This is a genomic window from Serratia sp. FGI94, assembly GCF_000330865.1.
Classification (GTDB): domain Bacteria; phylum Pseudomonadota; class Gammaproteobacteria; order Enterobacterales; family Enterobacteriaceae; genus Serratia_B; species Serratia_B rubidaea.
Genome location: NC_020064.1, coordinates 4,079,619 through 4,103,702 on the forward strand (window position 1 = coordinate 4,079,619; position 24,084 = coordinate 4,103,702).

General features: G+C 57.5%; 21 protein-coding genes and 1 pseudogene. 8 read left to right on the top strand and 14 right to left on the bottom strand.

The genetic code is table 11. The features are described 5' to 3' along the window. Window positions 1-381: 381 nt before the first annotated feature. Window positions 382-529: pseudogene (locus tag D781_RS24255) on the top strand (cytosine permease); the annotation flags it as partial. Between the two features lie 221 nt (window positions 530-750). Here D781_RS24255 and D781_RS18595 read toward each other — a convergent pair. Together D781_RS18595 and ascF are read right to left on the bottom strand one after the other, a co-directional pair. Continuing rightward, window positions 751-2,181, bottom strand: a complete 1,431-nt coding sequence (locus tag D781_RS18595; RefSeq protein ID WP_015673880.1) for a 6-phospho-beta-glucosidase — start codon at window positions 2,179-2,181, stop codon at window positions 751-753. Window positions 2,182-2,203: 22 nt separating this feature from the next. Further along, entirely contained in the window at window positions 2,204-3,661 is a 1,458-nt protein-coding gene (gene ascF / locus D781_RS18600) for a PTS cellobiose/arbutin/salicin transporter subunit IIBC (protein WP_015673881.1), read from the bottom strand. Window positions 3,662-4,021: 360 nt separating this feature from the next. On the opposite strand from ascF, the gene D781_RS18605 reads away from it, so the two are divergent. Together D781_RS18605 and D781_RS18610 are read left to right on the top strand one after the other, a co-directional pair. After that, entirely contained in the window at window positions 4,022-5,041 is a 1,020-nt protein-coding gene (locus tag D781_RS18605; RefSeq protein ID WP_015673882.1) for a LacI family DNA-binding transcriptional regulator, read from the top strand. A gap of 120 nt (window positions 5,042-5,161) precedes the next feature. After that, window positions 5,162-5,692 carry an Rrf2 family transcriptional regulator gene (locus tag D781_RS18610; RefSeq protein WP_015673883.1) on the top strand — a complete coding sequence of 177 codons (531 nt, stop codon included), beginning with the start codon at window positions 5,162-5,164 and terminating at the stop codon, window positions 5,690-5,692. A gap of 89 nt (window positions 5,693-5,781) precedes the next feature. Here the strand turns inward: D781_RS18610 and D781_RS18615 are convergent, their stop codons facing one another. The 3 genes from D781_RS18615 to D781_RS18625 all read right to left on the bottom strand — a co-directional run bounded on the left by D781_RS18615 (window position 5,782) and on the right by D781_RS18625 (window position 9,784). After that, window positions 5,782-7,182, bottom strand: a complete 1,401-nt coding sequence (locus tag D781_RS18615; RefSeq protein ID WP_015673884.1) for an MFS transporter — start codon at window positions 7,180-7,182, stop codon at window positions 5,782-5,784. A gap of 116 nt (window positions 7,183-7,298) precedes the next feature. Continuing rightward, window positions 7,299-8,519: an FAD-dependent oxidoreductase gene (locus tag D781_RS18620; protein WP_015673885.1), complete on the bottom strand. Its 1,221-nt coding sequence runs from the start codon at window positions 8,517-8,519 to the stop codon at window positions 7,299-7,301. Between the two features lie 359 nt (window positions 8,520-8,878). Next, window positions 8,879-9,784: a LysR family transcriptional regulator gene (locus D781_RS18625; RefSeq protein ID WP_015673886.1), complete on the bottom strand. Its 906-nt coding sequence runs from the start codon at window positions 9,782-9,784 to the stop codon at window positions 8,879-8,881. Between the two features lie 136 nt (window positions 9,785-9,920). Between D781_RS18625 and D781_RS18630 the strand changes: the two genes are divergently transcribed. From D781_RS18630 to D781_RS18645, 4 genes are all read left to right on the top strand, one after another. After that, window positions 9,921-10,658 (top strand): SDR family oxidoreductase, encoded by a 738-nt coding sequence (locus D781_RS18630; protein ID WP_015673887.1) that lies wholly within the window; start codon window positions 9,921-9,923, stop codon window positions 10,656-10,658. Between the two features lie 39 nt (window positions 10,659-10,697). Then, window positions 10,698-11,186 carry a pyridoxal-dependent decarboxylase gene (locus D781_RS18635; RefSeq protein WP_080062369.1) on the top strand — a complete coding sequence of 163 codons (489 nt, stop codon included), beginning with the start codon at window positions 10,698-10,700 and terminating at the stop codon, window positions 11,184-11,186. 259 nt (window positions 11,187-11,445) lie between these two features. Next, window positions 11,446-12,741, top strand: coding sequence for an MFS transporter (locus tag D781_RS18640; protein WP_015673888.1), 1,296 nt, complete (start codon window positions 11,446-11,448; stop codon window positions 12,739-12,741). A gap of 21 nt (window positions 12,742-12,762) precedes the next feature. Then, the gene (locus tag D781_RS18645) at window positions 12,763-13,569 is read left to right on the top strand and encodes a substrate-binding domain-containing protein (RefSeq protein WP_015673889.1); all 807 of its coding nucleotides are present in this window, start codon (window positions 12,763-12,765) and stop codon (window positions 13,567-13,569) included. On the opposite strand, the gene D781_RS18650 is transcribed toward D781_RS18645, so the two are convergent. From D781_RS18650 to D781_RS18680, 7 genes are all read right to left on the bottom strand, one after another. Beyond that, the gene (locus tag D781_RS18650; protein WP_015673890.1) at window positions 13,517-14,443 is read right to left on the bottom strand and encodes a LysR family transcriptional regulator; all 927 of its coding nucleotides are present in this window, start codon (window positions 14,441-14,443) and stop codon (window positions 13,517-13,519) included. The genes D781_RS18645 and D781_RS18650 overlap by 53 nt on opposite strands. Before the next feature lie 634 nt (window positions 14,444-15,077). Further along, a complete protein-coding gene (locus D781_RS18655) occupies window positions 15,078-15,938 on the bottom strand; it encodes a queuosine precursor transporter (RefSeq protein WP_041411897.1) in 861 nt (286 codons plus the stop codon). Next, window positions 15,928-16,533 (bottom strand): helix-turn-helix transcriptional regulator, encoded by a 606-nt coding sequence (locus D781_RS18660; RefSeq protein ID WP_015673892.1) that lies wholly within the window; start codon window positions 16,531-16,533, stop codon window positions 15,928-15,930. The genes D781_RS18655 and D781_RS18660 overlap by 11 nt, the downstream gene beginning before the upstream one ends. 305 nt (window positions 16,534-16,838) lie before the next feature. Next, entirely contained in the window at window positions 16,839-17,906 is a 1,068-nt protein-coding gene (locus tag D781_RS18665; protein ID WP_015673893.1) for an ABC transporter permease, read from the bottom strand. Window positions 17,907-17,925: 19 nt separating this feature from the next. Next, a complete protein-coding gene (locus D781_RS18670) occupies window positions 17,926-19,461 on the bottom strand; it encodes a sugar ABC transporter ATP-binding protein (protein WP_015673894.1) in 1,536 nt (511 codons plus the stop codon). Between the two features lie 9 nt (window positions 19,462-19,470). Then, window positions 19,471-20,082 (bottom strand): DUF2291 domain-containing protein, encoded by a 612-nt coding sequence (locus D781_RS18675; RefSeq protein ID WP_015673895.1) that lies wholly within the window; start codon window positions 20,080-20,082, stop codon window positions 19,471-19,473. 45 nt (window positions 20,083-20,127) lie between these two features. Then, window positions 20,128-21,063, bottom strand: coding sequence for a D-ribose ABC transporter substrate-binding protein (locus tag D781_RS18680; protein WP_041412223.1), 936 nt, complete (start codon window positions 21,061-21,063; stop codon window positions 20,128-20,130). A gap of 492 nt (window positions 21,064-21,555) precedes the next feature. Between D781_RS18680 and D781_RS18685 the strand changes: the two genes are divergently transcribed. Further along, window positions 21,556-22,344 (top strand): DeoR/GlpR family DNA-binding transcription regulator, encoded by a 789-nt coding sequence (locus tag D781_RS18685; protein ID WP_015673897.1) that lies wholly within the window; start codon window positions 21,556-21,558, stop codon window positions 22,342-22,344. On the opposite strand, the gene D781_RS18690 is transcribed toward D781_RS18685, so the two are convergent. Both D781_RS18690 and D781_RS18695 read right to left on the bottom strand, forming a co-directional pair. After that, window positions 22,333-23,103 (bottom strand): DeoR/GlpR family DNA-binding transcription regulator, encoded by a 771-nt coding sequence (locus D781_RS18690; protein ID WP_015673898.1) that lies wholly within the window; start codon window positions 23,101-23,103, stop codon window positions 22,333-22,335. The two genes, D781_RS18685 and D781_RS18690, sit on opposite strands and share 12 nt — an antisense overlap. A gap of 39 nt (window positions 23,104-23,142) precedes the next feature. Continuing rightward, a complete protein-coding gene (locus D781_RS18695) occupies window positions 23,143-24,084 on the bottom strand; it encodes a transketolase C-terminal domain-containing protein (protein ID WP_015673899.1) in 942 nt (313 codons plus the stop codon).

The following is a 24,084-nucleotide window of genomic DNA, read 5'->3' on the forward strand; positions in this document are numbered from 1 at the left end:
ATGCGTTTTAGCCGGTGGGTAACATCATCCCCCCTGCTACGATGGTTATAAATTATCCACATAGCGAATTCACACTCAATACTGACAAGTACGAAAAACAACGTGATATTGTTCGGTATTAAAAAGGGAAAGGTTATTTTTGATTTTGATAAGGTGTGATAGATCAATACACCACAAGCTGAAGATCCCTCCCAACACAACCTGAAGAAACGCGCGCAGCCTATACGTATACGACGAACTATAGACATCAAGTAAAAGCCTGGTGTTCCTGGAAAGCAAAATCCTGAGAATTGAAACGAGGATAATGCTGAAGAAGAGTACTGGCATTTTGGCTTTCATCAGGCCCGGATCTGGTGCTGGCCGGCTGCCGGAAGAAACCCGGCGATCGTCGTCAGCATCGTAGGTGGCGCAGTTGGCCTAGCGACCGAATGGGGCGTGCCGACGCTCAACTCCCTGCTGGTCGCCAGCCTGCTGTATTGGCTGCTTAAGCCGGGCGCAAAAACCGCTGGCCTCGCAGAAGTCGCTCTGATTACCGCACAGGAGTGAATGCACGCCTCCCATAAGGAGGTGTGCATTACGTGGGAAAAGACAAAGTTTGCTGCAGAAATAGCCGATAGAATAAATTAGGAACAGCAACACCATGCGGTTCTATAAAAAAGGTTCGCATTCATTTAATAAAAAACGTGGCCAACGTGAACATCATGAAGTTCCCCATCCCATTTATAAAAAACCGCTTACCGAGCGCCATGTTCAGTCCAGATCGCGCCCGTTGCTGGCGATGACCCGCTTATACCACCAGAATGACTTCTTGCGCCGCCGCGCCAAAGTGCCACGCCCCCGATCGTCACGATCGACATACACCAGACCGTAACGCTTGCTCATTTCGCCGGTCGAGGCAGAAACCAGGTCGATACAGCCCCAGCTGGTGTAGCCCAGCAGCGGTACGCCATCTTCAATGGCCTGCGCCATAGCCCGAATATGCTCCCGCAGATAGCTGATGCGGTAGTCGTCGTTAATCTCCCCCTTCTCATCCGGCTCATCCCGCGCCCCCAGCCCGTTTTCCACCAGAAACAGCGGCTTCTGGTAGCGGTCATACATCATGTTCATGGTGATACGCAGCCCCAGCGGATCGATGCCCCAGCCCCACTCGCTTTGCTGAATCCAGGGGTTCTTCAGCGACTTCACTACGTTCGCCGCACTGCTGTTGTTGTCGTTCATATCGGCCGAGGCGCAGCGCGAAGCGTAATAGCTGAATGACACAAAATCGACGGTATGACGCAGAGTCTCCTCATCACCTGGCTCCATACGCACGCGGATGCCTTTTTCTTTGAACATCCGCGCGGACCAGGCCGGGTAGGCGCCGCGCGCCTGCACATCGATAAAAAACAGATTTTCCCGATCTTTTTCCAGCGCCGCCCAGACATCTTCCGGCTTGCATGAGTATGGATAGAAATTGCCCCCCGCCAGCATACACCCGACCTGATTTTCCGGATTGACCTCGTGGGCAATACGGGTGGCCAGAGCGCTCGCCAGCAACTCATGGTGTGCCGCCTGATACTTCACCTGTTCCGGGTTTTCCCCCTCCTCGAACGCCAGACCGGCGCCGGAAAACGGGCTGTGCAGCAGAATGTTGATCTCATTGAACGTCAGCCAGTATTTCACCAGGCCGTTAAAGGCCTCAAAGCAGGTGCGGGCATAGCGGGTAAAGAACGTCACCATGTCACGACTGCGCCACGAACCGTATTGTGTCACCAGGTGCATCGGCACATCGAAGTGGCAAAGCGTCACCAGTGGCTCGATGTTATAGCGCCTGCACTCCTGAAACAGCGCGCGGTAAAAGGCGATGCCGGCCTCGTTCGGTGCACTCTCATCACCGTTCGGGTAGATGCGGCTCCAGGCGATGGAGGTTCGGAACACCCGAAATCCCATCTCCGCCATCAAGGCGATATCCTCTTTATAGCGGTGATAAAAATCGATGGCCTGGTGACCAGGGTAAAACTCATCGTCACGCAGCGCTGTGCGTCGTTCCAGCCCCAGTTTAATCGGCATACGATGCGGACCATGGGGCAACATATCAACCGTCGCCAGCCCTTTCCCCCCTTCCTGCCAGGCGCCTTCCGCCTGGTTCGCCGCAATGGCGCCGCCCCACAAGAAATCGTCCGGGAATGCCGTTTCTGACATCAAATCAATACCTCGTTAATCGTTAGTGAGTTGCCTGCGCCGAACGCACGGGCGTTGCGCTGTCCTGCTGCTCCTGCCGAGGCTCCACAGGGATATCCTCAAAGCCAAGCATCAGGGTGAGAACGAAAGAGAGCACCACCGACAACAGCATAATGCCCGCAATCCAGACGATGCTCATCGGGTTGCCGGGCTCGATAAACTGCACGCTGGTGAACAGACCGGGAGAGGCCATGGAATGGCTGGCCAGGCCGCCGATGCCCGCCACGGCGCCACAGATAAAGCCGCTGATCAGACAGGCGATCAGCGGGCGCTTCAGGCGCACCGCCACGCCGTACAAAGCCGGTTCGGAAATGCCGGCAACAATGGCAGAGGCGGCGGCGGCCAGCGCCGTCTGCCGCAGCGCCGGGTTTTTCGTCCGCACCGCAACGGCCAGTGAAGAGCCGCCCAGCGACAGGTTGGCGCCAATTTCGGAAGGCATCACCATGCCCTCTTTTCCGGTTTCGGCAATGGTCTGAATAATGGTGGGGGTGAATACCCGGTGCATGCCGGTCATCACCAGCAGCGGCCACAACGCGCCCATAATGGCAACGGAGAGCCAGCCCAAATAACCATGAATGGTATACACCAGCGCAGAAATCCCACTGCCAATCCAGATCCCTAACGGGCCAATCAGCAAAATGGCGATCGGCGCCGCCGTCAACACGATCAACATGGGTTTCAGAAAGTTTTTCGTGACCGCCGGGGTAATGCGATCAATGCCCCGCTCGATCCACGACAAAATCCAGGTCATACACAGCGCAGGAATCACCGTGTAGGTGTATTTCACCGCCGTCACCGGCAGGCCCATAAACGCCACCGGCTGCCCTGCGGCGGCTTTTGCCATCAGATCGATAAAGCTCGGGTGAATGAGCACCCCTGCGATGGCGATAGCCAGCGACATGTTGGTTTTAAACTTCACCGCCGCCGAGGCCGCCACCATCACCGGCAGGAAAAAGAAGGCGCCATCACCGATCGCAGTGAGGATCATCAACGTCGACGCGCCTTTTTCCAGCACGCCGCCCATCTCCAGCATCATTGCCAGCAGTTTGACCATTGATGCGCCGATAATGGCCGGGATCAGCGGCGACATGGTGCCGATCAGCGCGTCCAGGATACCCGCACCAAGACGTCGCAGACTGAAGCCGCTGCGTGCGGGTGCGGCCGTCGGCGTTTCGCCCGGAGCGGCCAGCGTCGGCAGCCGTTTGATCACTTCGGCATACGCCTGCCCCACCGTGTTACCGATGATCACCTGGCACTGGCTGTCGGCACAGACGACGCCCAATACGCCATCAATGACCTGTAGCGCCTGCCCGTCGATCTGCGCCGGATCCTTCACCACAAACCTCAGCCGCGTCATGCAATGGGTGAGCGCCTCAATATTGTCGGTGCCGCCCAGTGCCTGCAGAATGGCATCGGATACTGCCGCGTAGTTTTTTGCCATGAACTCTTATCTCATTGTTAGAGCCTGTCCCATGAGGCGCGAGTATTGCGGCCCACGCACGGCGGGCGGCCAAAACAGCCTGACGGGATAGACGCTTATTTTGGGTACAGTTGCGCACGGCTATGTGCGAAGTCCCGATGCTCCCATCGCCATCGTTGAATGAAACGCCATAGGAAACCGGTTTCACAAAATAGTGTTTAAATAAAACAATCATGGCAATTATTTTTTACTGCCCATGTTAAAATTTTGTGACTCAAATCACTTAACGGCATAAGAGGCAGCACGCCTGGACAGCTGAAAAAACGCGATCGCTGAAGTAAACTGTTGTCACAGTGAGTCAATACGGGACGGAAGGAACAGATGACAACCATGCTTGAGGTGGCCAAAAGGGCGGGCGTATCCAAAGCCACCGTCTCACGGGTATTATCCGGCAATGGCTACGTAGGCGAGGAGACCAAAGTACGGGTGTTCAAGGCCATCGAAGAGAGCGGCTATCGCCCCAACCTGCTGGCCAGGCAGCTTGCCACCCGCAAATCTCAGACCCTGGGCCTGGTGATGACCAATACGTTGTATCACGGCAGCTACTTTAGCGAGCTGCTTTCCCAGGCGGCGCAAATGACCGAGGCCTGCGGCCGGCGACTGCTGTTGGCGGACGGAAAGCACAGTGCGGCCCAGGAGCGGGAGGCGTTACAGCATCTGCTGGATTTACGCTGCGACGCCATCATGATTTATCCCCGTTTTCTCACCCCTGATGAGATGGATGCCATTATCGATGAGCAGCGCGTCCCGGTGATGGTGCTGAATCGGCGCCTGCGGAAGCATCCCAGCCACTGCATCTATTCCGACCAGCTCAGTGCGGCCCGTGACGCCGTTATCCGGCTGATCGAACAGGGCCATCGTGATATTGCGTTTATTACCGGCGCGCTGGACTCTCCGACCGGACGCGATCGCCTGGCAGGCTATCAGGCGGCGCTGGCGCAGTGCGGCATTCCGGCCCGTCAGGCGCACATCCGGGAAGGGAAGTGGACCCCCGCCTGCGGTGCACAAGCCGTCGCATCTCTGCTGCAGGACGGCGTCGCTTTTAGCGCGCTGGTCGCCAGTAACGACAACATGGCCATTGGCGCGCTGGCACAGCTTCACGAAGCAGGCATCGCCGTCCCGGAACAGGTTTCCGTTATTGGTTTCGATGACACCCCCACCGCGCCCTGGGTTATCCCCGCGCTGTCCAGCGTCCGGCTGCCGATGCGCGAAATGATGCAGGAAACGGTGAATAAGCTGATCTTTATGCTGGAGGGCGGTGAACTCACTCATCCGCCGAGCTTCGAAGGCGAGCTTATCCTGCGTAAATCGGTGGCGAGCGGCCCTTTCCCGCAGGGTTAACCTCGCTCCTCGGACGCTATTGCTGACGTGAGCACCGGCAACGTCTCGGCAACAGCATTGCGCCTGCGCCGTTGCCGGTGATAAGCTTTTAACGGCGATAATTTTAATCGGAGTTAATGCATGTCCTATATGAGCGCAGGGGTGGAATACGGTCTGCACTGTCTGCTTTATCTTACCCGTTCGGACGACGTGGCAAGTGAGGCCAGCGTCCGCGACCTGGCGGAACTTCAGGGGGTGCCCGGTGAATTTCTGGCTAAATTATTCACCAAACTCGCCAAAGCTAAGCTGCTCACCGCAACTGAAGGTATCAAAGGGGGATTCAGGCTGGCGCGCCCGGCCAATCAAATCAGCGTTCATGACGTTATTGTCGCTATCGACGGGGAAAAATCACTGTTCAACTGCCGTGAAATACGCGGCCGCTGCGCGCTATTTACCGAGGAAACGCCAAGCTGGGCAACGCAAGGCGTGTGTTCAATACACGCGGTAATGCTTGCGGCGGAACAGGCGATGCGTAACGAGCTGAAACGCCACACCCTGCACGATCTGGCACATCAGGTCGCGGAAAAAACGCCGCCGGCCTACGGGGAACGGATCATCCAATGGCTGTCCGAGCGCAATGAAAATCGCCGGGGGGAAAAACGGCGCGCATGACCAAAGAGAAACAACAACCACATTAACACGCCGGGACAAACGCTCGCCCCGACGTGTTAATGCTATGCGCGGCATATCTCGGCGGCGTATCAGGCAGCCTGATGATGCGCCGCCGCCCTGCCGCTACCGGTAATCAGCGCCACCAGCGCCATACACGCCAGCTGAATCAAAACGCACCACCCCATGGCATGAACCAGCCCCTGTGAGGCAGACAGCAGATAAAACAGCGTGCCAAACGCGCTGATCCCCAGTGCGGAAGCAAATTGCTGGGCGCTACTGAGCAATGCGCTGCCCATCCCGGCCTGTTCCGACGGAACCTGCCGCAAAGCGAAGCCTATCAGCACCGGTAAAATTAGTCCGTTTCCGCAGCCGGTGATCACCACGGCGGCCAACAGAAACCAAACCGGCGCAGCAACAAACAGTGTCCCCCAGGCCGCCAACAGCAACCCCACCGCACTCACGCCACAACCGGTGAGAATAGCCAGCCGCTGATGGGCGGCGGCCCAGCGGCGAAAGAACAGGGAGGAGGAGATAAACGTCAACCCCGAGGGGACAAAAACCAGCCCGGCCAGCAGCGGAGACAGCATCAGACCTCGCTGCAGCACATTGGTCAACAGGAAAATAAAGCTGGAGAAATACAGCATAAAGAGGCAAACCGCGAGCAGGCCGCGCCACAGCGACGCAACGCGGCAGAGACGCAAATCGACAACGGGATCGCCTCCCTGACGAATCAGCCGTTGCTCATGACACAGCGTGACAACAAGAATCAGCATGCCCGCGCAAAGCAACAGCGCAGCCGCCATCAGCGCCCGGGTATGACCATAAAACAAAAAGGCGCCGATCATCAGCCCAAAGGCGCTTGCCAACCCTAAAGTGCCCGGCACGTCGAATTTACGCCGACGACTGCCGACGCAGGGTGGAAGATAACGCCAGGCAATACCGGCCATCACCATGCCCAGCGGCACCGTCACCAGGAATATCCAGCGCCAACCCAAAGCAACGAAGTCCCAACTCACCAGCGCACCGCCGGCAAATTGGCCGAGCACCGAACCAAGGCCCGTCGCCGCGCCATACCAGCCCATTGCCGGAGTGCGTTCTTCTGCCGGCAGGACGGTGGTCAGCAACGCCAGCACCTGTGGGATCATCAGTCCCGCCGCCCCGCCCTGCAACAGCCTGGCGATAATCAACGTCACCCCGTTCGGCGACAGGGCGCACAGCAGCGTAGTGAGCGAAAAACCCAGCATGCCGAACACGTAGACGCGCTGATACCCATACAGGTCGCCCAAGCGCCCTCCGGTTATCAACAAAGCCGCAAACATAAAGGCGTAGCCGGCAACCACCAACTCCAGCCCACCGTCGGAGAGCGCCAGGGAGCGCTGAACAGAAGGGGCAGCAACGTTAACCACAAACAGGTCGAACTGCCCGAGGAAAGCGCCGGTCAGAACAATCAACAGAAAGAGGCGGGTAGATATTTTGAGCCTGCTAGGCATAGTTTATCTCGTCCGATGATGGGGGAAGTAAGCGCTCTCCCACAAAGCAACCGGCTGCTGCAGGGAGCAATCAGGCGCTCCCGAAGCGCGCCTGTTGCGGGAAAGCGTCATGCGGACTACACGATAACGTCCGGGATCTGCTGCTGAGGATCGGCCGCGGCCAGTATGTCAGCGCGGCTGCCCGTCGGCGGGTAGATCCACACGGTGTTGATTTGCTTCTTCAGTGCGCCGGCCGTTGCTCCCGTCAGCTTCACCTGCCGCTCCCAACCTTCGGTATAGACGGCGCCCCACGGCCCCAGCGCCAGACAGGTGACATACTTCGGCTGTGAATACGGGATAGGCTTCACAGCCAACAAATCCGCCGCCACGTTATGGCCTGCAGAACGTCCCAGGAAGTTGGCATGCTGGCAGGACATCATGGCGTAATTCCCTTCATCATCGGTAGCCGCCATCGCACAGTCGCCGGTGGCGAACACGTTATCCAGACCTTTTACCTTCAGGTTGCGGTCTACATGCAGACGGCCAAAGTTATCGCGTTCCGCCGGTATTTGCGCGGTAAGTTCGCTGGCGCGAGCGCCGGCCGTCCAGATCACGGTCGCGGCCGCGATAAATTCGCCGCTTTCCAGCGTGACGCCCTGTTCGCTGACTGCTGCCACCCCCGCCCCCACCTTCCAACTGACGCCCAGTTCCGTCAGCGCTGTGACGATCACCGGACGCGGGCCTTCCCCCAATCCTGCGCCAACCGCGCCGTTGCGATCAACCAGAATCACCTGCGCGTCGCTGTCCTGCCCGAGGGTTTCACGCAGACGCGCCGGTAGTTCGGCAGCAATCTCCAGCCCGGTAAAACCGGCCCCCGCGACCACAACGGTATCGCGTGCGCTGCCAGCAGGCTTATTGGCCAGCGACTTGATATGCGCTTCCAGGCGGGCAGCATCGGCGATCTGATCCACATTGAAGGCGTGCTCCTGCAGGCCGGGAATTGGCGGGCAGAACAGACGGCTGCCAGCTGCCAGCACCAAGCGGTCATAGCCCAGAGAATAGTGGTCGCCGGCATCGCCGGTTGGCGCGATGCTCACTTCATGACGGGCGACATCAATATTTTTCACCAGACCGGGAATAAAGCGTACCCCGGCCGTATGGAACAGCGCCTGCAGCGGCGCTTTCAACCCCTCCGGATGCTCTTCATACAGGCGAGGGCGAACATGCAGAAACGGTTCCGGCGCCACCAGAGCCACTTCCACATCCGTACGCCCTTCCTGCTCCAGCAGGCGCATGGCGCCCAGTGCGCTCCACATGCCGGCAAAACCGGCGCCAATCACAAGAATACGAGTCGTCATAAGTTTTTTCCTGGGTTAGACACGGCGTTGGATAGCCCCGGCAACCGCACAGGTGCCAAAGCCGATTTATGTTCTGATTAGGTAACGCCAATAACTGCGACTATATTGATCGTAGTTTTAGTTTGCAATATTTTTTATCAGGGAAATTGATCGCCTCCGGTGGCCAGGCTAAGCGGGCGGCGGCGTCAGGAGCCGATACGTGGGAATGATGCAGGATGAAAAACAGGGGGTTAAGACGCGGACGGCCCCTATGCGGGTAGGCGGCACTGTCGTGGGGCCACTCCGATCTTATCGGGACGTAATCTGGCTGGTATTGGTGCAAAAGACGAATCGTACATTTCACCGCAATAACCGCCGCGTTAATCAGGCGTAAACTTCTCCTGGTAAATGCGGTCCAGCCAGTCGATAAAGACCCTCACCCGGGGAGAAAGCTGGCGATGGCCGGGATAAAGCGCGGAAACAGGCATCTCCGGGGCGGGCCATCCGCTCAGCACCTCCACCAGCGCGCCGTCCCGCAGTTCATCCTCAACGTGGTAGCGCGGCACCTGTATCAGCCCCAGACCGCGCCGGGCGCAAATTACATAATTTTCCGAATCATTGACCGCCACCCGGCCGGGTAAATGAAACGGCATGATTTGCCGATCGACGATCAGTTCCAGAGGATAGTTCGCTCCGCCTTCCGTGGAGAAAAAGTTAACGCAAAAATGTTGTTTGAGTTCACCCGGCTGCTGCGGCGTCCCGTATTTACGCAGGTAGGCCGGGCTGGCGCACAACACCTGGGGCATGGTTGCCAGACGTCTGGCAACCAGCGAAGAGTCCTGTAAATGGCCGGCGCGTACCACGCAGTCAATCCCTTCGCGCACCAGATCGACCAGCCGGTCGCCGCTGCTGATAACCAGTTCAATATCCGGATAGCGTTGATGAAACCGATCCAGTCTGGGCAGCACGATCCGGCTGGCATGAGCGCCCTGCAGGTCAATCCGCAGCAGGCCTTTGGGGCGCGAGAGGGTATTGCTTAACGACGACTCCGCCTCATCCAGTTCCGCCAGGATATTGACGCAGCGCTCATAAAACATCAGCCCGTCCCGCGAAGGGCGCACATGGCGCGTGGTGCGCTCAAGCAGGCGACACGCCAAACGCGCCTCCAGGGCTTTAATGGCGTTGCTGGCCGTCGCCCGTGGTATGTCAGACTGATCGGCCGCCTGACTGAAGCTGCCCAGTTCAACAATACGCATAAACAGCCGCAGCGTATCCAACTTATCCATTCGCCCTCCGATTATTAACCGATATGGAATTATCTTATCAAATATCCCCTATTTATCTCTCCAGCAGCTTCGCTAGGATAAATAACGAACAGGCGGTTTACCGCTCCACATACCACGGAACGCCCAGGAGAAGCCCATGAGTACGAAAGAAAGAATCGCCTTAGTGACCGGCGCCTCACGCGGTATCGGCCGCGCCATCGCGCAGCGTCTGGCAGAGGAAGGCTTTACCGTTGTCGTCAATTATGCCGGCAATGCGGCCAGCGCGCAGGAAACCGTACGGCATATTGTTGATGCTGGCGGAAAAGCGCTCGCCATACAGGCCGATGTCGCCAACGATGCTGATGTCAAACGTCTGTTCAGTGAAACCCTGGCGCTTCACCAGCGTCTGGACGTGGTCGTGCACAACGCGGGGATTATGCCGATGGCGAAAATCACCCCGGCGGGAATTGATGATTTTGATAAAGTCATCCACACCAACCTGCGCGGCGGCTTTTTGATTCTGGCTCATGCCGCGGAAAATATCAGCGCAGGCGGCCGTATTATCGCTCTGACTTCCAGCGTGCTGGCTAAATCTTTCCCCGCCTACGGCCCATACATCGCCTCAAAAGCAGGCATGGAAGGTCTGGTGCGCGTGCTAGCGAACGAACTGCGCGGACGCAACGTTACCGTCAACGCGGTCGCTCCCGGCCCGACGGGCACCGAACTGTTCCTACAGGGAAAATCCGAAGAACAGGTGAATACCCTAGCCAGTCTGGCACCGCTGGAGCGTATCGGTACGCCGGCCGATATTGCCAATACGGTGGCATTCCTTGCCAGCAGCGGCGGCGGCTGGATAAACGCGCAGGTTGTACGCGTCAATGGCGGTTTTGCCTGAGCGCGCCGGACGTACGGTGATGGCGGTTATCGCCAACGCCTGCGCCGCGCCGACTTAAGCCAGGCATTTCAGCAAAACGCCGACTACCTGTTCTTTGACGACGCTCGCCCTGGGCCGGACCTGATGCACTATACCGTCGAAGGCTCCAAAGCCGAGCTCGGCCTCAAAGTCTTCCTGAACCTGGCGCACAGGGGGGAAACCGCTCTGGCCGACTATATTCGCAGCCGACATCAGGCGGCGCGTCGCTTCTGGCAAATGCTCGGCGAACGGGATGAGTTCGAGGCGCTCGCTGAACCGGAAAGCAACCTGGTTTGTTTCCGCTACGCCGATCCACCAGGCGCAGACAGCGACCGACGACATATTGCCGTGCGCAACAAGCTGATGCAGGAAGGAAAATTCCACCTGGCCTCATCCTTCATCGATAATCGCCGTTGGTGGCGGGCAACCATCATGGCACCGGCTAGCGACGAGGCAACCTTTACCCGGTTGCTGGACACGCTGGCGGAAACTTATCGCGCTATGTGCTGAGGGGGGGGGCGCTCAACGGCCTGATTATCCTTATGAACTGCATCACAAAACCGCAAGCTGGCGATTCCCGCGCCGGCGGGCGGATTATTGACGCCATAAGGTTAAGCCATTGTTAAAATAACATATTTTTATCATTCTTATCCATTGATGAGCGCCACGCATCAATGGATGTATAAATTGCACTTATTTACTGCTCATCGTTCATTCAGTCTCCAGAACAGGCGCAGCAAAAAGCGTCACTGACAAACTGGAGACAACCATGCACTCACCAACCTCATCGATGTCACTGCGAGCGCGCGCCGGTGCGATACTGCGCGTGACCTCGGGCAACTTTCTTGAGCAGTTTGATTTTTTCCTGTTCGGATTTTATGCCACCTATATCGCCCATACCTTCTTCCCGGCCAGCAGTGAATTCGCCTCGCTGATGATGACCTTCGCCGTCTTCGGCGCCGGCTTTCTGATGCGCCCCATCGGCGCGGTGGTGCTGGGCGCCTACATTGATAAAGTCGGCCGACGCAAGGGGCTGATCGTTACGCTGTCGATCATGGCCGCCGGCACCTTCCTGATCGTACTGATCCCCTCTTACCACAGCATCGGGCTGTGGGCGCCGCTGCTGGTGCTGATCGGCCGTCTGCTGCAGGGCTTCTCCGCCGGCGCAGAGCTGGGCGGCGTCTCGGTATATCTGGCGGAAATCGCCACCCCGGGTCGTAAAGGCTTTTACACCAGTTGGCAGTCAGGCAGCCAACAGGTCGCCATTATGGTGGCGGCGGCCATCGGCTTTGCCCTGAATGCGGCGCTGGAAGAGAGCGCGATTCGCGAATGGGGCTGGCGTATGCCGTTCCTGCTGGGCTGCGCCATTGTGCCGTTTATCTTTGTGTTACGCCGTAAGCTGGAGGAAACCGAGGAATTCAGCGCTCGCCGCAACCATCTGGCGATGCGGCAGGTGTTCCGCACGCTGTTAGCCAACTGGCAGGTGGTTATCGCCGGTATGCTGATGGTGGCGATGACCACCACGGCGTTTTATCTGATTACCGTCTATGCGCCGACCTTCGGCAAAAAAGTGCTGATGCTGAGTGCCTCCGACAGCCTGCTGGTAACGCTGCTGGTCGCCATTTCCAACTTCATCTGGCTGCCGGTGGGCGGCGCGCTGTCGGACCGCTTCGGCCGTAAACCGGTGCTGGTGGCAATGACGCTGCTGGCGCTGGCCACCGCCTATCCGGCGCTGGCTCTGCTGGCCGCCACCCCGACCTTCGCCATGATGCTGAGCGTCCTGCTGTGGCTGTCGTTTATTTACGGCCTGTACAACGGCGCCATGATCCCGGCGCTGACGGAAATTATGCCGACGGAAGTGCGAGTTGCCGGCTTCTCCCTGGCTTACAGCCTGGCGACGGCGGTATTCGGCGGCTTTACGCCGGTGATTTCCACCGCGCTGATTGAGTTCACCGGAGATAAGGCCTCACCGGGCTACTGGATGAGCTTTGCCGCGGTGTGTGCGCTGCTGGCGACGCTGTACCTGTACCGCCGCCGCAGCTTAACCCTACAAACCTCACATTAACCCCGGAGCCAAAGATTACGCATGCATAAAATTTATCCTTCCCTGCTCGCCGCGCTGGTGCTCTCCTCGTTCAGCACCGCCGCAGCGGCCAAAGACGTTACCGTGATGATTTCCGGCGGTTTTAAAGCCGCGCTGGAAAAACTGGCGCCGCAGTTTGAAGCCCAGAGCGGCGACAAGATCATTCTGGTGTCCGGCCCCTCAATGGGCCAATCCGCCCAGGCGATCCCTAACCGGCTGGCGCGCGGTGAAAAAACCGACGTGGTGATCATGGTGGGCGACGCGCTGAAAAACCTGGAAAAAGGCCGCTGGCTGCAGCCTGGCTCCCGCGTGGAGCTGGCCGACTCGCCGATTGGCGTGGTGGTCAAACAGGGGCAGCCGAAGCCGGATATCAGCAGCCGCGACGCGCTGCGCGCCACCCTGCTGCAGGCCGGTTCCGTGGCCTATTCCGACAGCGCCAGCGGCCGCTACGTCAGCAGCCGGCTGTTTAAAACGCTGGGGATTGAAGCGCAGATGAAAGATAAGGCGCATAAGGTGGAGCGCGTCCCGGTGGCGGGCGAAGTGGCGGGCGGTAAATACGCGCTCGGTTTTCAGCAGGTCAGCGAGCTGCTGCCGGTGCCCGGCGTGACCTTTATCGGTGAACTGCCGGACAACGTGCAGTACATCACCCGCTTTGCCGGCGCGGTAACCGCCCATGCCGAACACCGTCAGGAAGGCAAAGCGCTGCTGGATTTCCTCGCTTCGCCAGCGGCACAGCAGACCGTTGCCGCGACCGGGCTTAAATCGGTTCCGACGACGCAGACCGCTCAGCGGCGTGATACCGTTCAGTAATCAGCTGTTCCAGTTCCGCGGCGACGTAAGACTGGATGCGTCCGCTGCGCTTAAGCAGGCCGACCGTGCGCGTGACCGCCGGTTCGGTCAGCGGCAGCGGCATCAGGATGGAGTGCTCTGAAGGCGGCATCGACATGGCGGGCACGGCGGCAATGCCGATGCCCGCTTCCACCATCCCCAGCAGGGTGGTCACATGCCGGGTTTCGCACAGGCTAGGACGCGCCGGGATAATCTCCCCCAGCGCCTGATCGAGCAGGTTACGGTTGCCGGAGACTTTATCCAGCCCCACATACTCCTGCTGATAAAACTCATTCCAGGTCAGGCTGTTGCTCACGGCCAGCGGGCTGTCGCGCCGGCAGGCGGCCACATAGGCATCTTCCACCAGCGGTAAGAATTCCGTATTCGGCAGCGGATGGCCGGAAAAGCAAATGCCGAAATCGGCCTGGCCGTTCATCACCGCCTCAATCACGTTGCCGACGCTGCTGTCGATAAGTTTCACCCGCACGCGCGGGTACTTTGTCTGAAAGCGCCGGATCACCTCAGGCATAAAGTAATAGGCTGCCGAAGGCACCGTCGCCACCGTCACCAACCCCGTCCGCTCCTGGCTGACCTGACTGACGTCAGCCATCACCTCTTCAAAATTCGCCAACAGCCGATCGGAACGTTCGGCAAATGTCTGCCCGTACAGCGTCAGAGTGACGCGCCGGGTGGTGCGGTCAAACAACCGGGCGCCCAGCGCCGCTTCCAGCTTTTCTATTCGGCGGCTCAGGGCCGACTGGGACAGGCAAATGGACTCGGCGGCGCTGCGGAAACTGCCGTATTCGACCAGCGCGCGAAACGCGTACAGGCCGTTCAGATCAACATTCACGGGCATAGCGGCAAGCAATCCTTATGGCGGTGAGATGGCTGGGAGACAAAATAATAGCGCCTGAACGGGCGGCGGCGAAAGGCTTATTAAACACAGTTGACGCTGACGGTCTGGGAAAAGAAAAGCGCGTGAGCAGAACGCTCACGCCAATGGATGATTCAAGATTACTTTATTGGAATAACAGGGCTGTAATATGCTCCGCGCCCTTTTATCGGTGTTTCCCCTGGTATTACGCTAGCCGGTTATCGACGGATAACCCTTGATGTCTTCACCTCTCATAACAATGTAGTTTTCCTTACCATGAAAAGTCAACACATGAATATAAAAATGATGATTTATAAAGAAAGGTAACAGAAAACACTTAGTTATCAATGTATTCACTTAGAGAAAGCAGGCAGGGCAATGTGGTAAACGCATTCAAAATCCGTACAATAAAACAGATTTTCTTATGAATATGATTTTCTTTCACCCAGCCGCACAGCGCGCCAGCGGTGATAAACGCGCATACAGCGCGTAAAAGACCGCCGTCATACACGCGCTTTTCTTAATATTGGGTTCAGCAGGTAGTTGTTAGCCTGAGCCAGCAGCAGGAGAAGGCATCGCCTGCCAACGCCGCGCCAGGTCGCGGGGACGCAGAGCCTCACTCCGTATGAAGAATATATCTCCGATAAAGGAAACGTGCGTAATAAGCCGGGAACACGTTTAACACCGCGTAAACTGACTTAATCATCATCTGTATGATGGCCATTTTCACGATCGCACTGGTCTCCATCTTGCCGTAAAAGGCCAGCAGGCAGAAAACAAAGCTGTCGATAATGGACGCCGCAAAGGTGCTCAGGAAGATGCGCAGATACAGGTGGCGGGCGTTGGTCATGGCCTTCACCTTGCAGAGTATCCATGAGTTGGATAGCTCAGAGGTAATAAACGCCATCGTCGAGGCAAACAGCACAACATACAGCTGCATCATAAAGTTATTATACGCCTCATTAAGCGCCCAGCCCGGGATAACCGGCAGTTTGGTGGATAAGTATAACAACAGCGTGATGACCACGTTTGATGCCACCGAGTACAGGATGGCCCGCTTGGCCAGGCGGAAACCATAAAATTCATTGAGCAGGTCAATGACCAGAAAGGTAAAGGGATAAATAAACGTGCCCGGCGTCACCACGATATCGAAATAGCTGATATACACCGGCTTGATCGCCGCCAGATTGCTGAACTGATAGAAGATAGCCAACGCCAGCACAAAAACGGCATAGGTGCTCCAGGAACGGTCGTTGCGATCTTTTACCTGGTATTCGGTTTTAGGCGCCAGCCCATCCATATAGATATGGCGGTATAACGCTTTTATTTCATGTGCAGATAAGCTGTGCGATATCTCACTTCGCTCCAGATCGTTAGCATGAATATTCAATACCTTCCCTGAAGAGCGGATAAGGATCCTTGCCATATGCGTATTGGGTTCAAACCCCATCAGTTTATATTCAGCTTCAGTTTCCATAACGTTCTTCAAGAATATCTCCTAATACGGTGATGTCGGCCGCTATGTCATCCACACAGGGCGGCGCATCGGTAAAAAAACCCGCACCACGCTTAAAAAGAAGCTTAAGATGGGTGCTTTTATAAACGCCTTTACGAATAATCAGCGTATCGCCGCACCGATAACGCTCCGGCGGATTGCTATCCACCAATATGGCAAGCAAGTTAGGCCCGTGGCCGTAATAGTAGGTTAACGGCCAGGAGAGCGTTAACTCCCCGACAGATCGCCCGGCGTTTACCTGTTCGATCAGCGATGTCAAAGGAATAACGGGCAACGCCGCCGCATTCATATTACCGTGAACGGAAATACTGGCATCGATTTTCTCCGCCGTCGCAATATCGATATGCTGCAGCTCATACATGGTGACGCCGAAAAAATCGGATATTTTACGCAGCGTCTGTTTCTGTACGCTGGTGACGCGGCCGTCCAATATCTTAAACAGGGTCGTACGGTTAAGCCCGGTGCTTTCACTAATAGAAACCTGCGTTTCACCTTTACTACGGAGCAAATGCTCCAGATTTGCACGCAATAAACGGCTTTTTTCCGCACCAAACATAATATTTCAATAAATCCGACGGCTAACAATGATTAAGCAGAATAGTCGGAAACTATAGTGCCCGCAATTCTATGCTTAAGAAATTCTTACCAAAAGCCCAGTCTGCCATCCCGTGTGCAGCGCCGGGATATTCGCCATCCCCCATCGATAATCAAACGGCCAGGACGAAAAAACCGGCGCAGATGGCCGGAGCGCAACGGCGGCTCGGAATCGTATTCAAGCGCGCCCATAACTGGCGAGACAATCGCCAGATGAAAAAACGGCGTTGCAGCCTCCCTGACCGCAACGCCGCACTGTCTTCCGGCTCAGCGCAATAGCGATCTTTCCGCCTGCGGTATGGCCTGTTTATGTTCATGACGGCGCAGCATCACGACCTTGCTTTGCAGCTTCTGCTGGAACTGGTCGATAACCACCGCAGTGACGATCACCAGCCCCTTGATCACCATCTGCCAAAAATCACTCACCCCCATCATCACCATGCCATCCGCCAGGAAAACGATCACGAAAGCGCCGATGATCGACCCCGATACGCGACCGCGCCCTCCCGCCAGCGCGGTGCCGCCAAGCACCGTGGCACCGATGGCATCCATTTCAAACATATTGCCGGTCATCGGGTGGGCGGTTTGCAGTTGCGACGCGATAATCAACCCCACCAGTGCCGCACACAGTCCGGAAAAGGCATACACAAACACCTTAACCTTCACGATCGGCACCCCCGCCAACCGGGCGGCGGACTCATTGCCGCCCGCGGCATAAATATAGCGGCCGAGCGGAGTTTTACGCGTCAGGTACAGGCCAAACAGCAAAAAGGCCAGCATCAGCCAGATCGGGATATACACCCCCAGGAAGGTGCCGGATCCCAGCGTGGCAAAACCGGTATTGCCCAGCGGCGCCATCCCCACCAGATTGGCGTAAGTGCCACCGTCGTTAAACAGCAGGGCCGCACCGCGCGCCACATACATCATGCCCAGCGTACAGATAAACGGCGCGACGCCCAGACGGGTAATGACCGTGCCGTTTACCAGACCGAGCAGGCAGCCGAATACGGCAACCGTCAAAATCACCTCCGGCACGTTTAAAAACAGAACATTGCCGCCCCACAGCGGTACGCCGCTGGTCAGCAGCGCGCCAGCCACCATGCCGCAAATGCCCGCCACGGCGCCGACGGACAGGTCAATGCCGCCGGTCAGAATCACCAGCGTCATGCCGATCGCCAGCAGGCCGGTGATCGCCACGTGCTGCGTCATGATCAGCAGGTTCGAGGGGGTCAGAAAGTTCGGAACCATCACGCTGAAAAACCCGATGACGATCAGCAGCGCAATAAAGGTGCGCGCCTTCAGCAGATACATATAGATCAGATATTTACGGCTCATAATTTCTCTCCGACGGACGTCAGTCATGCGGCGTTGAAGCGCTGATTAATTTTTCCCGCGTTACGGCGGCGCGCGGCAGATCGGCGGTAATACGTCCGTCGGCCATCACCAGAATACGGTCGGCCAGGGCCATCACCTCATCCAGTTCCGACGAGGAGAACATGACCGCCAGCCCTTCGTGCGCCAGTTTGCCGATCAGGTGATACACATCGGTTTTCGCCCCGACGTCGATACCGCGCGTCGGCTCGTCCAGCAGCACCACCTCGGGGCCGGTCATCAAGGCCTTTCCCAGCACCACTTTTTGCTGATTGCCGCCGCTGAGCGAGGTGATCGGCAGCTCGCTGTCGCTCACCTTGATCGCCAACTGCCGCACCATATCGTCAACGTTATGCTGCTCCTGCGACGGGCTCAGCGGCCGCAGGGCGCGCCGGAATCCCTTCAGGCTGAGATCAGACAGCGTCATATTGGTTTTGATCGACATCAGTTGCACCACCCCTTCCCCCTGCCGGTCTTCCGGCACCAGCGCGATCCCCTTCTTTAACCGCGCCTGGAAGCGAAGCCGGCTGATATCTTCGCCGTGTAGCGCTACGCGTCCCTGCTGACAGGGCAGCATGCCGATCAACCCCTTGAACAGCTCCGTTCTGCCGGCACCCAGCAGGCCGTAAATGCCGATCACCTCGCCTTTACGCAGTGCAAACGTCACATCATTCAGCCGATAGCCGCCGTTCGGGTGCAGCGCGGTTAAACCGTCAACCTGCAGCACCGTTTCTTGCTGCGGCGCAGGCGAGTAGTCAAAATGTTTTTTCTTATCGCCCACCATCTGTTCAATGATCCAGGGCACGCTGGCGTCGCTGACTTCACGCTCGCTGATAAAGCGCCCGTCGCGGAAAATGGTGATGTGATCGCCAATCTCCATCAACTCTTCCAGCCGGTGAGAGATATAGATAATGGTGACGCCGCGCCGCTTGAGCTGTTCGATCACCTTGAACAGCACTTTCACTTCCGACTGGCTCAGGGCGCTGGTCGGCTCATCCATCAGCAGCACCTGGGTATCTTTGGACAGCGCACGTGCAATCTCGACCAGTTGCTGATGACCGATGCCCAGCTCACCCAGCGGCGCATAAGGGTCAACATCCAGCTCAAGGCGCTCCAGCAGCGATTTGGCCAGCGCATACTGGTACTTCTCATTAATCACGCCCCGCTGGAAAAACTCATTGCCGATAAAAATGTTATCCATCACATTCATATTGGGGAACAGATTCAGCTCCTGGAAAATAATGCTGATGCCGTGTCGCTCCGCCTGGTGCGTTGACGACAGGAGCACCGCTTCCCCGTTCAGCAGAATTTCGCCGGAAGAGGGCGATTCCACGCCCGCCAGCAGCTTCATCATGGTTGATTTACCGGCGCCGTTTTCACCGATTAGCACATTGACCCTGTTGCGGTAGACCCGGTAATTAACCCGATCGAGCGCCGTTACCCCGGGGTACAGACGGGATACGTCGCGGGTCTCGATAATCACATCCGCTGCGGCGGAGTACGCCAATTGCTCGCTCATCTTCCCTCCTTAGCGGCGTGTAATCGCGGCCGGGGTCACCTCGGCGATCTTGCCCGGCAGATCCCAGCTGTTGAATACGCCGACCACCTCGACGTGATCCCCGACCTGCGGTTTGAAATCGCGCATCATATCGGCCGCCTGCTGGTTGATCGCCCGGCCGTAATCGCCGAACAGCACCTGATCGTTAAAATCCTGATAGCCTGCGCCTTTATAGGCGTCACGCAGGTCAGTGCCGCGGATAATCGGCCCGATCTGTACCCGGATCTCATTGCCGGCGGTGGTTTTCAGCGTCATTTTTCCGCTGCGCGACGTGCTGTTAACGTCGGTGATGATGCCGCTCAGCCTGACGCTGAACAGGCAGGGGTTTTCCGCCTGACTGCGGTAGCCATAGCGCTGGCAAGCTTCATCAAAATCTTTCGCCGCCGCCAGTTCGGCAAGCAAAGCGTTATCCGCTTTGGCGTCATTAACAATTTGCGGCACCAACTTCTGTTGCCACGTTTGCGGAATATTCGCCATTTTCGGGTTAGGCGGATTTTTTAAATCCGCCAGTTCCTGCTGCGAAACTATACGGCAACCACCCAGCAGAAAAATCAGCACTACCGGCCCGAGTCGTGTGAACATCACATTCTCCTCTGCGCCCGCCACAACGGGCGCGACAGCAACACATTAAGATTTGAAGTTGAAGTCCTGCACCTGCTGTGCGTTTTCCGGCGTAATCAGAATGCCGCGGAACATCACCCGCTGTTTGGCCGGCGGTTTGCCGTGCTGGATATAGTTGTCGAGATCGGTGACCCCTTGCGCCGCGATGGCCTGCGCCTGCAGCATCACCGTCGCCTTCAGCGCACCGGCCTTGACGGCGTCACGTTCGTCATTGCTGCCGTCGATGCCGACCACTACCACGTCGTCGCGCCCGGCGGCGCGCAGTGCCGCAACAACCCCCAGCGCCACCGGGCCGTTGCCACAGATAACGCCTTTCACGTCGGGATGAGCCTGCAAAATGCTGTCCATCACCCGCTTGCCGTCAATCAGAGTGCCTTTGGCGTCCTGGCGCGCCACGCTCTGCATATCCGGATACTGGTCGATCACCTGGTGGAAGGATTTGGAACGGGTCACGCAGTTGTTATCCGCCAGGTTGCAGGTCAGCTCAGCATATTTGCCCTTTTCGCCCATCGCCTCGACAAACACATTGGCCACTTCGGAGCCGGCCTGGAAGTTGTTATGGGTAATCTGCTCCAGTGCGATATCGTCAACCGGTATCTCCCGGTTAATCAACACCACCGGAATGCCGGCATCTTTGGCTTTTTTGATTGCCGCCACGCTGGCGGTCGAGTCGGCGTTATCCAGGATAATGCCCTGCACCTTTTTACCGATCGCGGTATCGATCAGCTCATTCTGCTTTTTGACGTCTTCGCCGTGCGACAGCACGGAGGTCTTGTAACCCAGCGCTTTGGCTTTCTCATTGGCGCCTTTGGCCTCGGCGGCGTAGTACGGGTTATCCAGTGAATTGACCAGAATCATGATGGTGTCTTTTTCTGCGGCCAGCGCGGCGCCGGAAAAGACATAGGCGGAAGCGATGCTTAATAACAACAGTTTCTTATTCATCATCAGGCTCTCTCTCATTATTATGTGATTGGCGTCAGCGGTTCGTCACAACCTTCCCCGCTACCCCGTCGGTTATTGCCCACCGGCCTCACCACTCGCTGTTGATTCATCACCTCGTTTTCCCCGGAGAAATCAAACCGCTTCAGCCGTATCTTTCAACCCTACACTATCGTTTTCATACACATTGATTTTCGAATAAAAATATAAGCGATCGATATTGTTCTGTTTGTGTACTTGATCATATTTCAAACAAAAGCCAGTAAAAACAAAAAACATTCATTAATAACAATCAATTAGCAATAAAACCCACCTAAATATGGCTATTTAGCAAATAAACTTACGCTATTATTTCATGCACATAACAAAAATATATTTTCGAACGAAAGCATGGTGCATACGCGTATTTCTCGCATTAGACTCACCATATGGTTAAAATCTGAAGTAGTTTGTGGGCCGTCAGGTAACCTAAATCACGAAAAAGGTGACTTTCGATTGAAAAGCAAAAGTGAACAGCTGGCTGACGTTCGGCTACGCAGAGAGAAGATCCTCGAGATGGTCCGGGAAGACGGAACGGTCACGGTCAAAGCGCTCACCGCGGCATTCGGCATGACCGAAGCGACCATCCGTACCGACCTGCGCACCCTGCAACAAAGGGGGCTGGTCCAGCGCTATCACGGCGGTGCCACGCTGTTGACCGGGAAACAAAACACCGGCGCGATGATGCTGGAACGCCAGATCCATCTGGAGCAAAAAGATGCGATCGGCCGCCTGGCGGCGCGGTATATCGAAAACGGCGACACCGTGATTTTCGATTCCGGCACCACCACCACCGCGATCACCAAATATATGGCCCATATCAAGCGGCTGTCGGTCATCACCACCGCGGTCAACATCGCGCTGACGCTGGGCGGTGAGCCGGAGATCAATATCCTGCTGACCGGCGGCAGCTTTAAGTTCCCCACGCTGTCGACCTCCGGCGACAAGGCGGCCGGTTTCTTCGAAAACGTGCTGGCGGAAAAACTGTTTCTCGCCACCGCCTGCATCTCGCCGCGCTCGGGGCTGAGTTTTCCCAGTGAAACGGATATCAAACTGAAACTGGCGATGATTAACGCCGCCAGCGAGGTCTACGTGGTGGCCGACTCCAGCAAGATTGATAAGGTTTCCATGTTCGCCTTACCCTGCGAGTGGTCGAGGATCGATTACCTGATTACCGACAGCGGCATCACGCCGTCGCAGGCGCAGGCGTTCGAGGCGCTGGGCGTCAGGGTGCTAGTCGCCTGAGACGGTCTCCTGCGCATTAATGACGTTCAGGCGTATCGCTCGCCGGGCGAAATGTTGCCGATATTTGGGCGACAGCCTGGTATCGGTAATGACCCGGGTAACGGCGGCGTCGGCGGGCGCCAGCGCGTGCGGATGCGCCCGGCCAAACCTGGACGAATCGGCCAGCAGCACGACTTCGTCAGAGTGCGCCGCGACGACATTTTTCACTGCGCAGCTCTGCGGATCCGGCTCGGTAAATCCGCGCTGCCAGTGCCAGCCGCCGATACCCAGAAAGGCGCGTTGAAACCGCAGCTGGCTGAGACAGCGGCAGATAAAGGTCCCGACCCGCGTATCATTTAGCGTTTGCCGCAGGTCGCCCACGATCATCGCCTGATGCTCGCTCTGCTTCAGCCGCTCGGCAATATCGGGGTGCGTCGTCACGATGGTGAGACCGCACCGGGCGTGCAACGCGTCGATCAGCGCCAGGCTGATGCTGCAACCGTCGAGATACAGCGTATCGCCGTCGCGCACCAGCGAGGCGGCATACCCGGCAATCCCCTGTTTGGCGGCATAACGCCGCTGTAATCCGGCCCGGAGCGCATGGCTCTGCAAAGCCACGGCGCCGCCATGCACCCGAAACAGTTCCCCCCGCTGATGCAGCGCCTGCAAATCATGACGGATGGTGACCAGAGAAACGCCGACGGCCTGCGCCAGCGCGCCGACGCTGAGGCGGCCATGCTCGCCCACCATCTGCACAATTTTCCTCTGTCGCGGATGCATACGTGACCTCCCCCTGCCGGCAAACCTGCGCAATGGCCGTTATAGATGCAACGACGCCAGCGCCTGGCGGACAATGCCAGCAGCATCCAGACCATGGTGCGCGCGCATTGCCTGACGGTCGGCGGCGATGGCGTATTCACCATCGGCAATGCCGAGACGTTGCAGCCGTGCGCCATGACCATATTCCGCCAGCACTTCTGCCACAATGCTGCCGACGCCGCCGTTCACATTGTGTTCCTCGACCGTAATCACCGTGCGGATTGTGCCCAGCGCAGCGCTCAGGGCAGCGCGGTCCAGCGGGCGAATTGACGGTACGCCGATCACCTGCGCGCTGACACCCTGCTGCGCCAGGGTGGCCGCCGCGTCCATCGCCTCATGCACCGTAGACCCCATCGCCACCAGCGCCACATCGCTCCCGGAGCGCAACACATCGACGGCGCCCGGCTGGAAACGGTAGGTCTCATCATGCAGCTCCGGCAGGGCTTTGCCGTCCATCCGGATATAGACCGGCCCGACGTGCTCCAGCGCATAGTCGATGATCTGGCGGCATTCCAACGGTGAAGAAGGGGCGAAAATCTGGATATTGCCAAAGCCGCGCATCACGGAGATATCGTCGATGGCATGATGGGTGCTCGCCAGCGGCCCATAGCTGGCGCCCGCATTAAGGCCGAACAACTTCACATTGGTATTGTTGTAGCAGACGTCGACTTTCACCTGCTCATTCGCCCGGGCGACCAGGAACGGCGCGGCATTACAGGTGACGGCGATTTTCCCCGCCATCGCCAGCCCCGCCGCGGCCCCCACCAGCGTCTGTTCGGCAATGCCGACGTTGACCAGACGATCGGGGAAGCGTTGCATAAACGGCGCGATTTTCGCCGTCGAGGTGGAGTCCGCCACCACCGGCACCAGATCGACGCCGTTATCGACCGCATCAATAAACGCCGTCACCATTACGTTCGCCAAATGTTCTGCATTACTCAC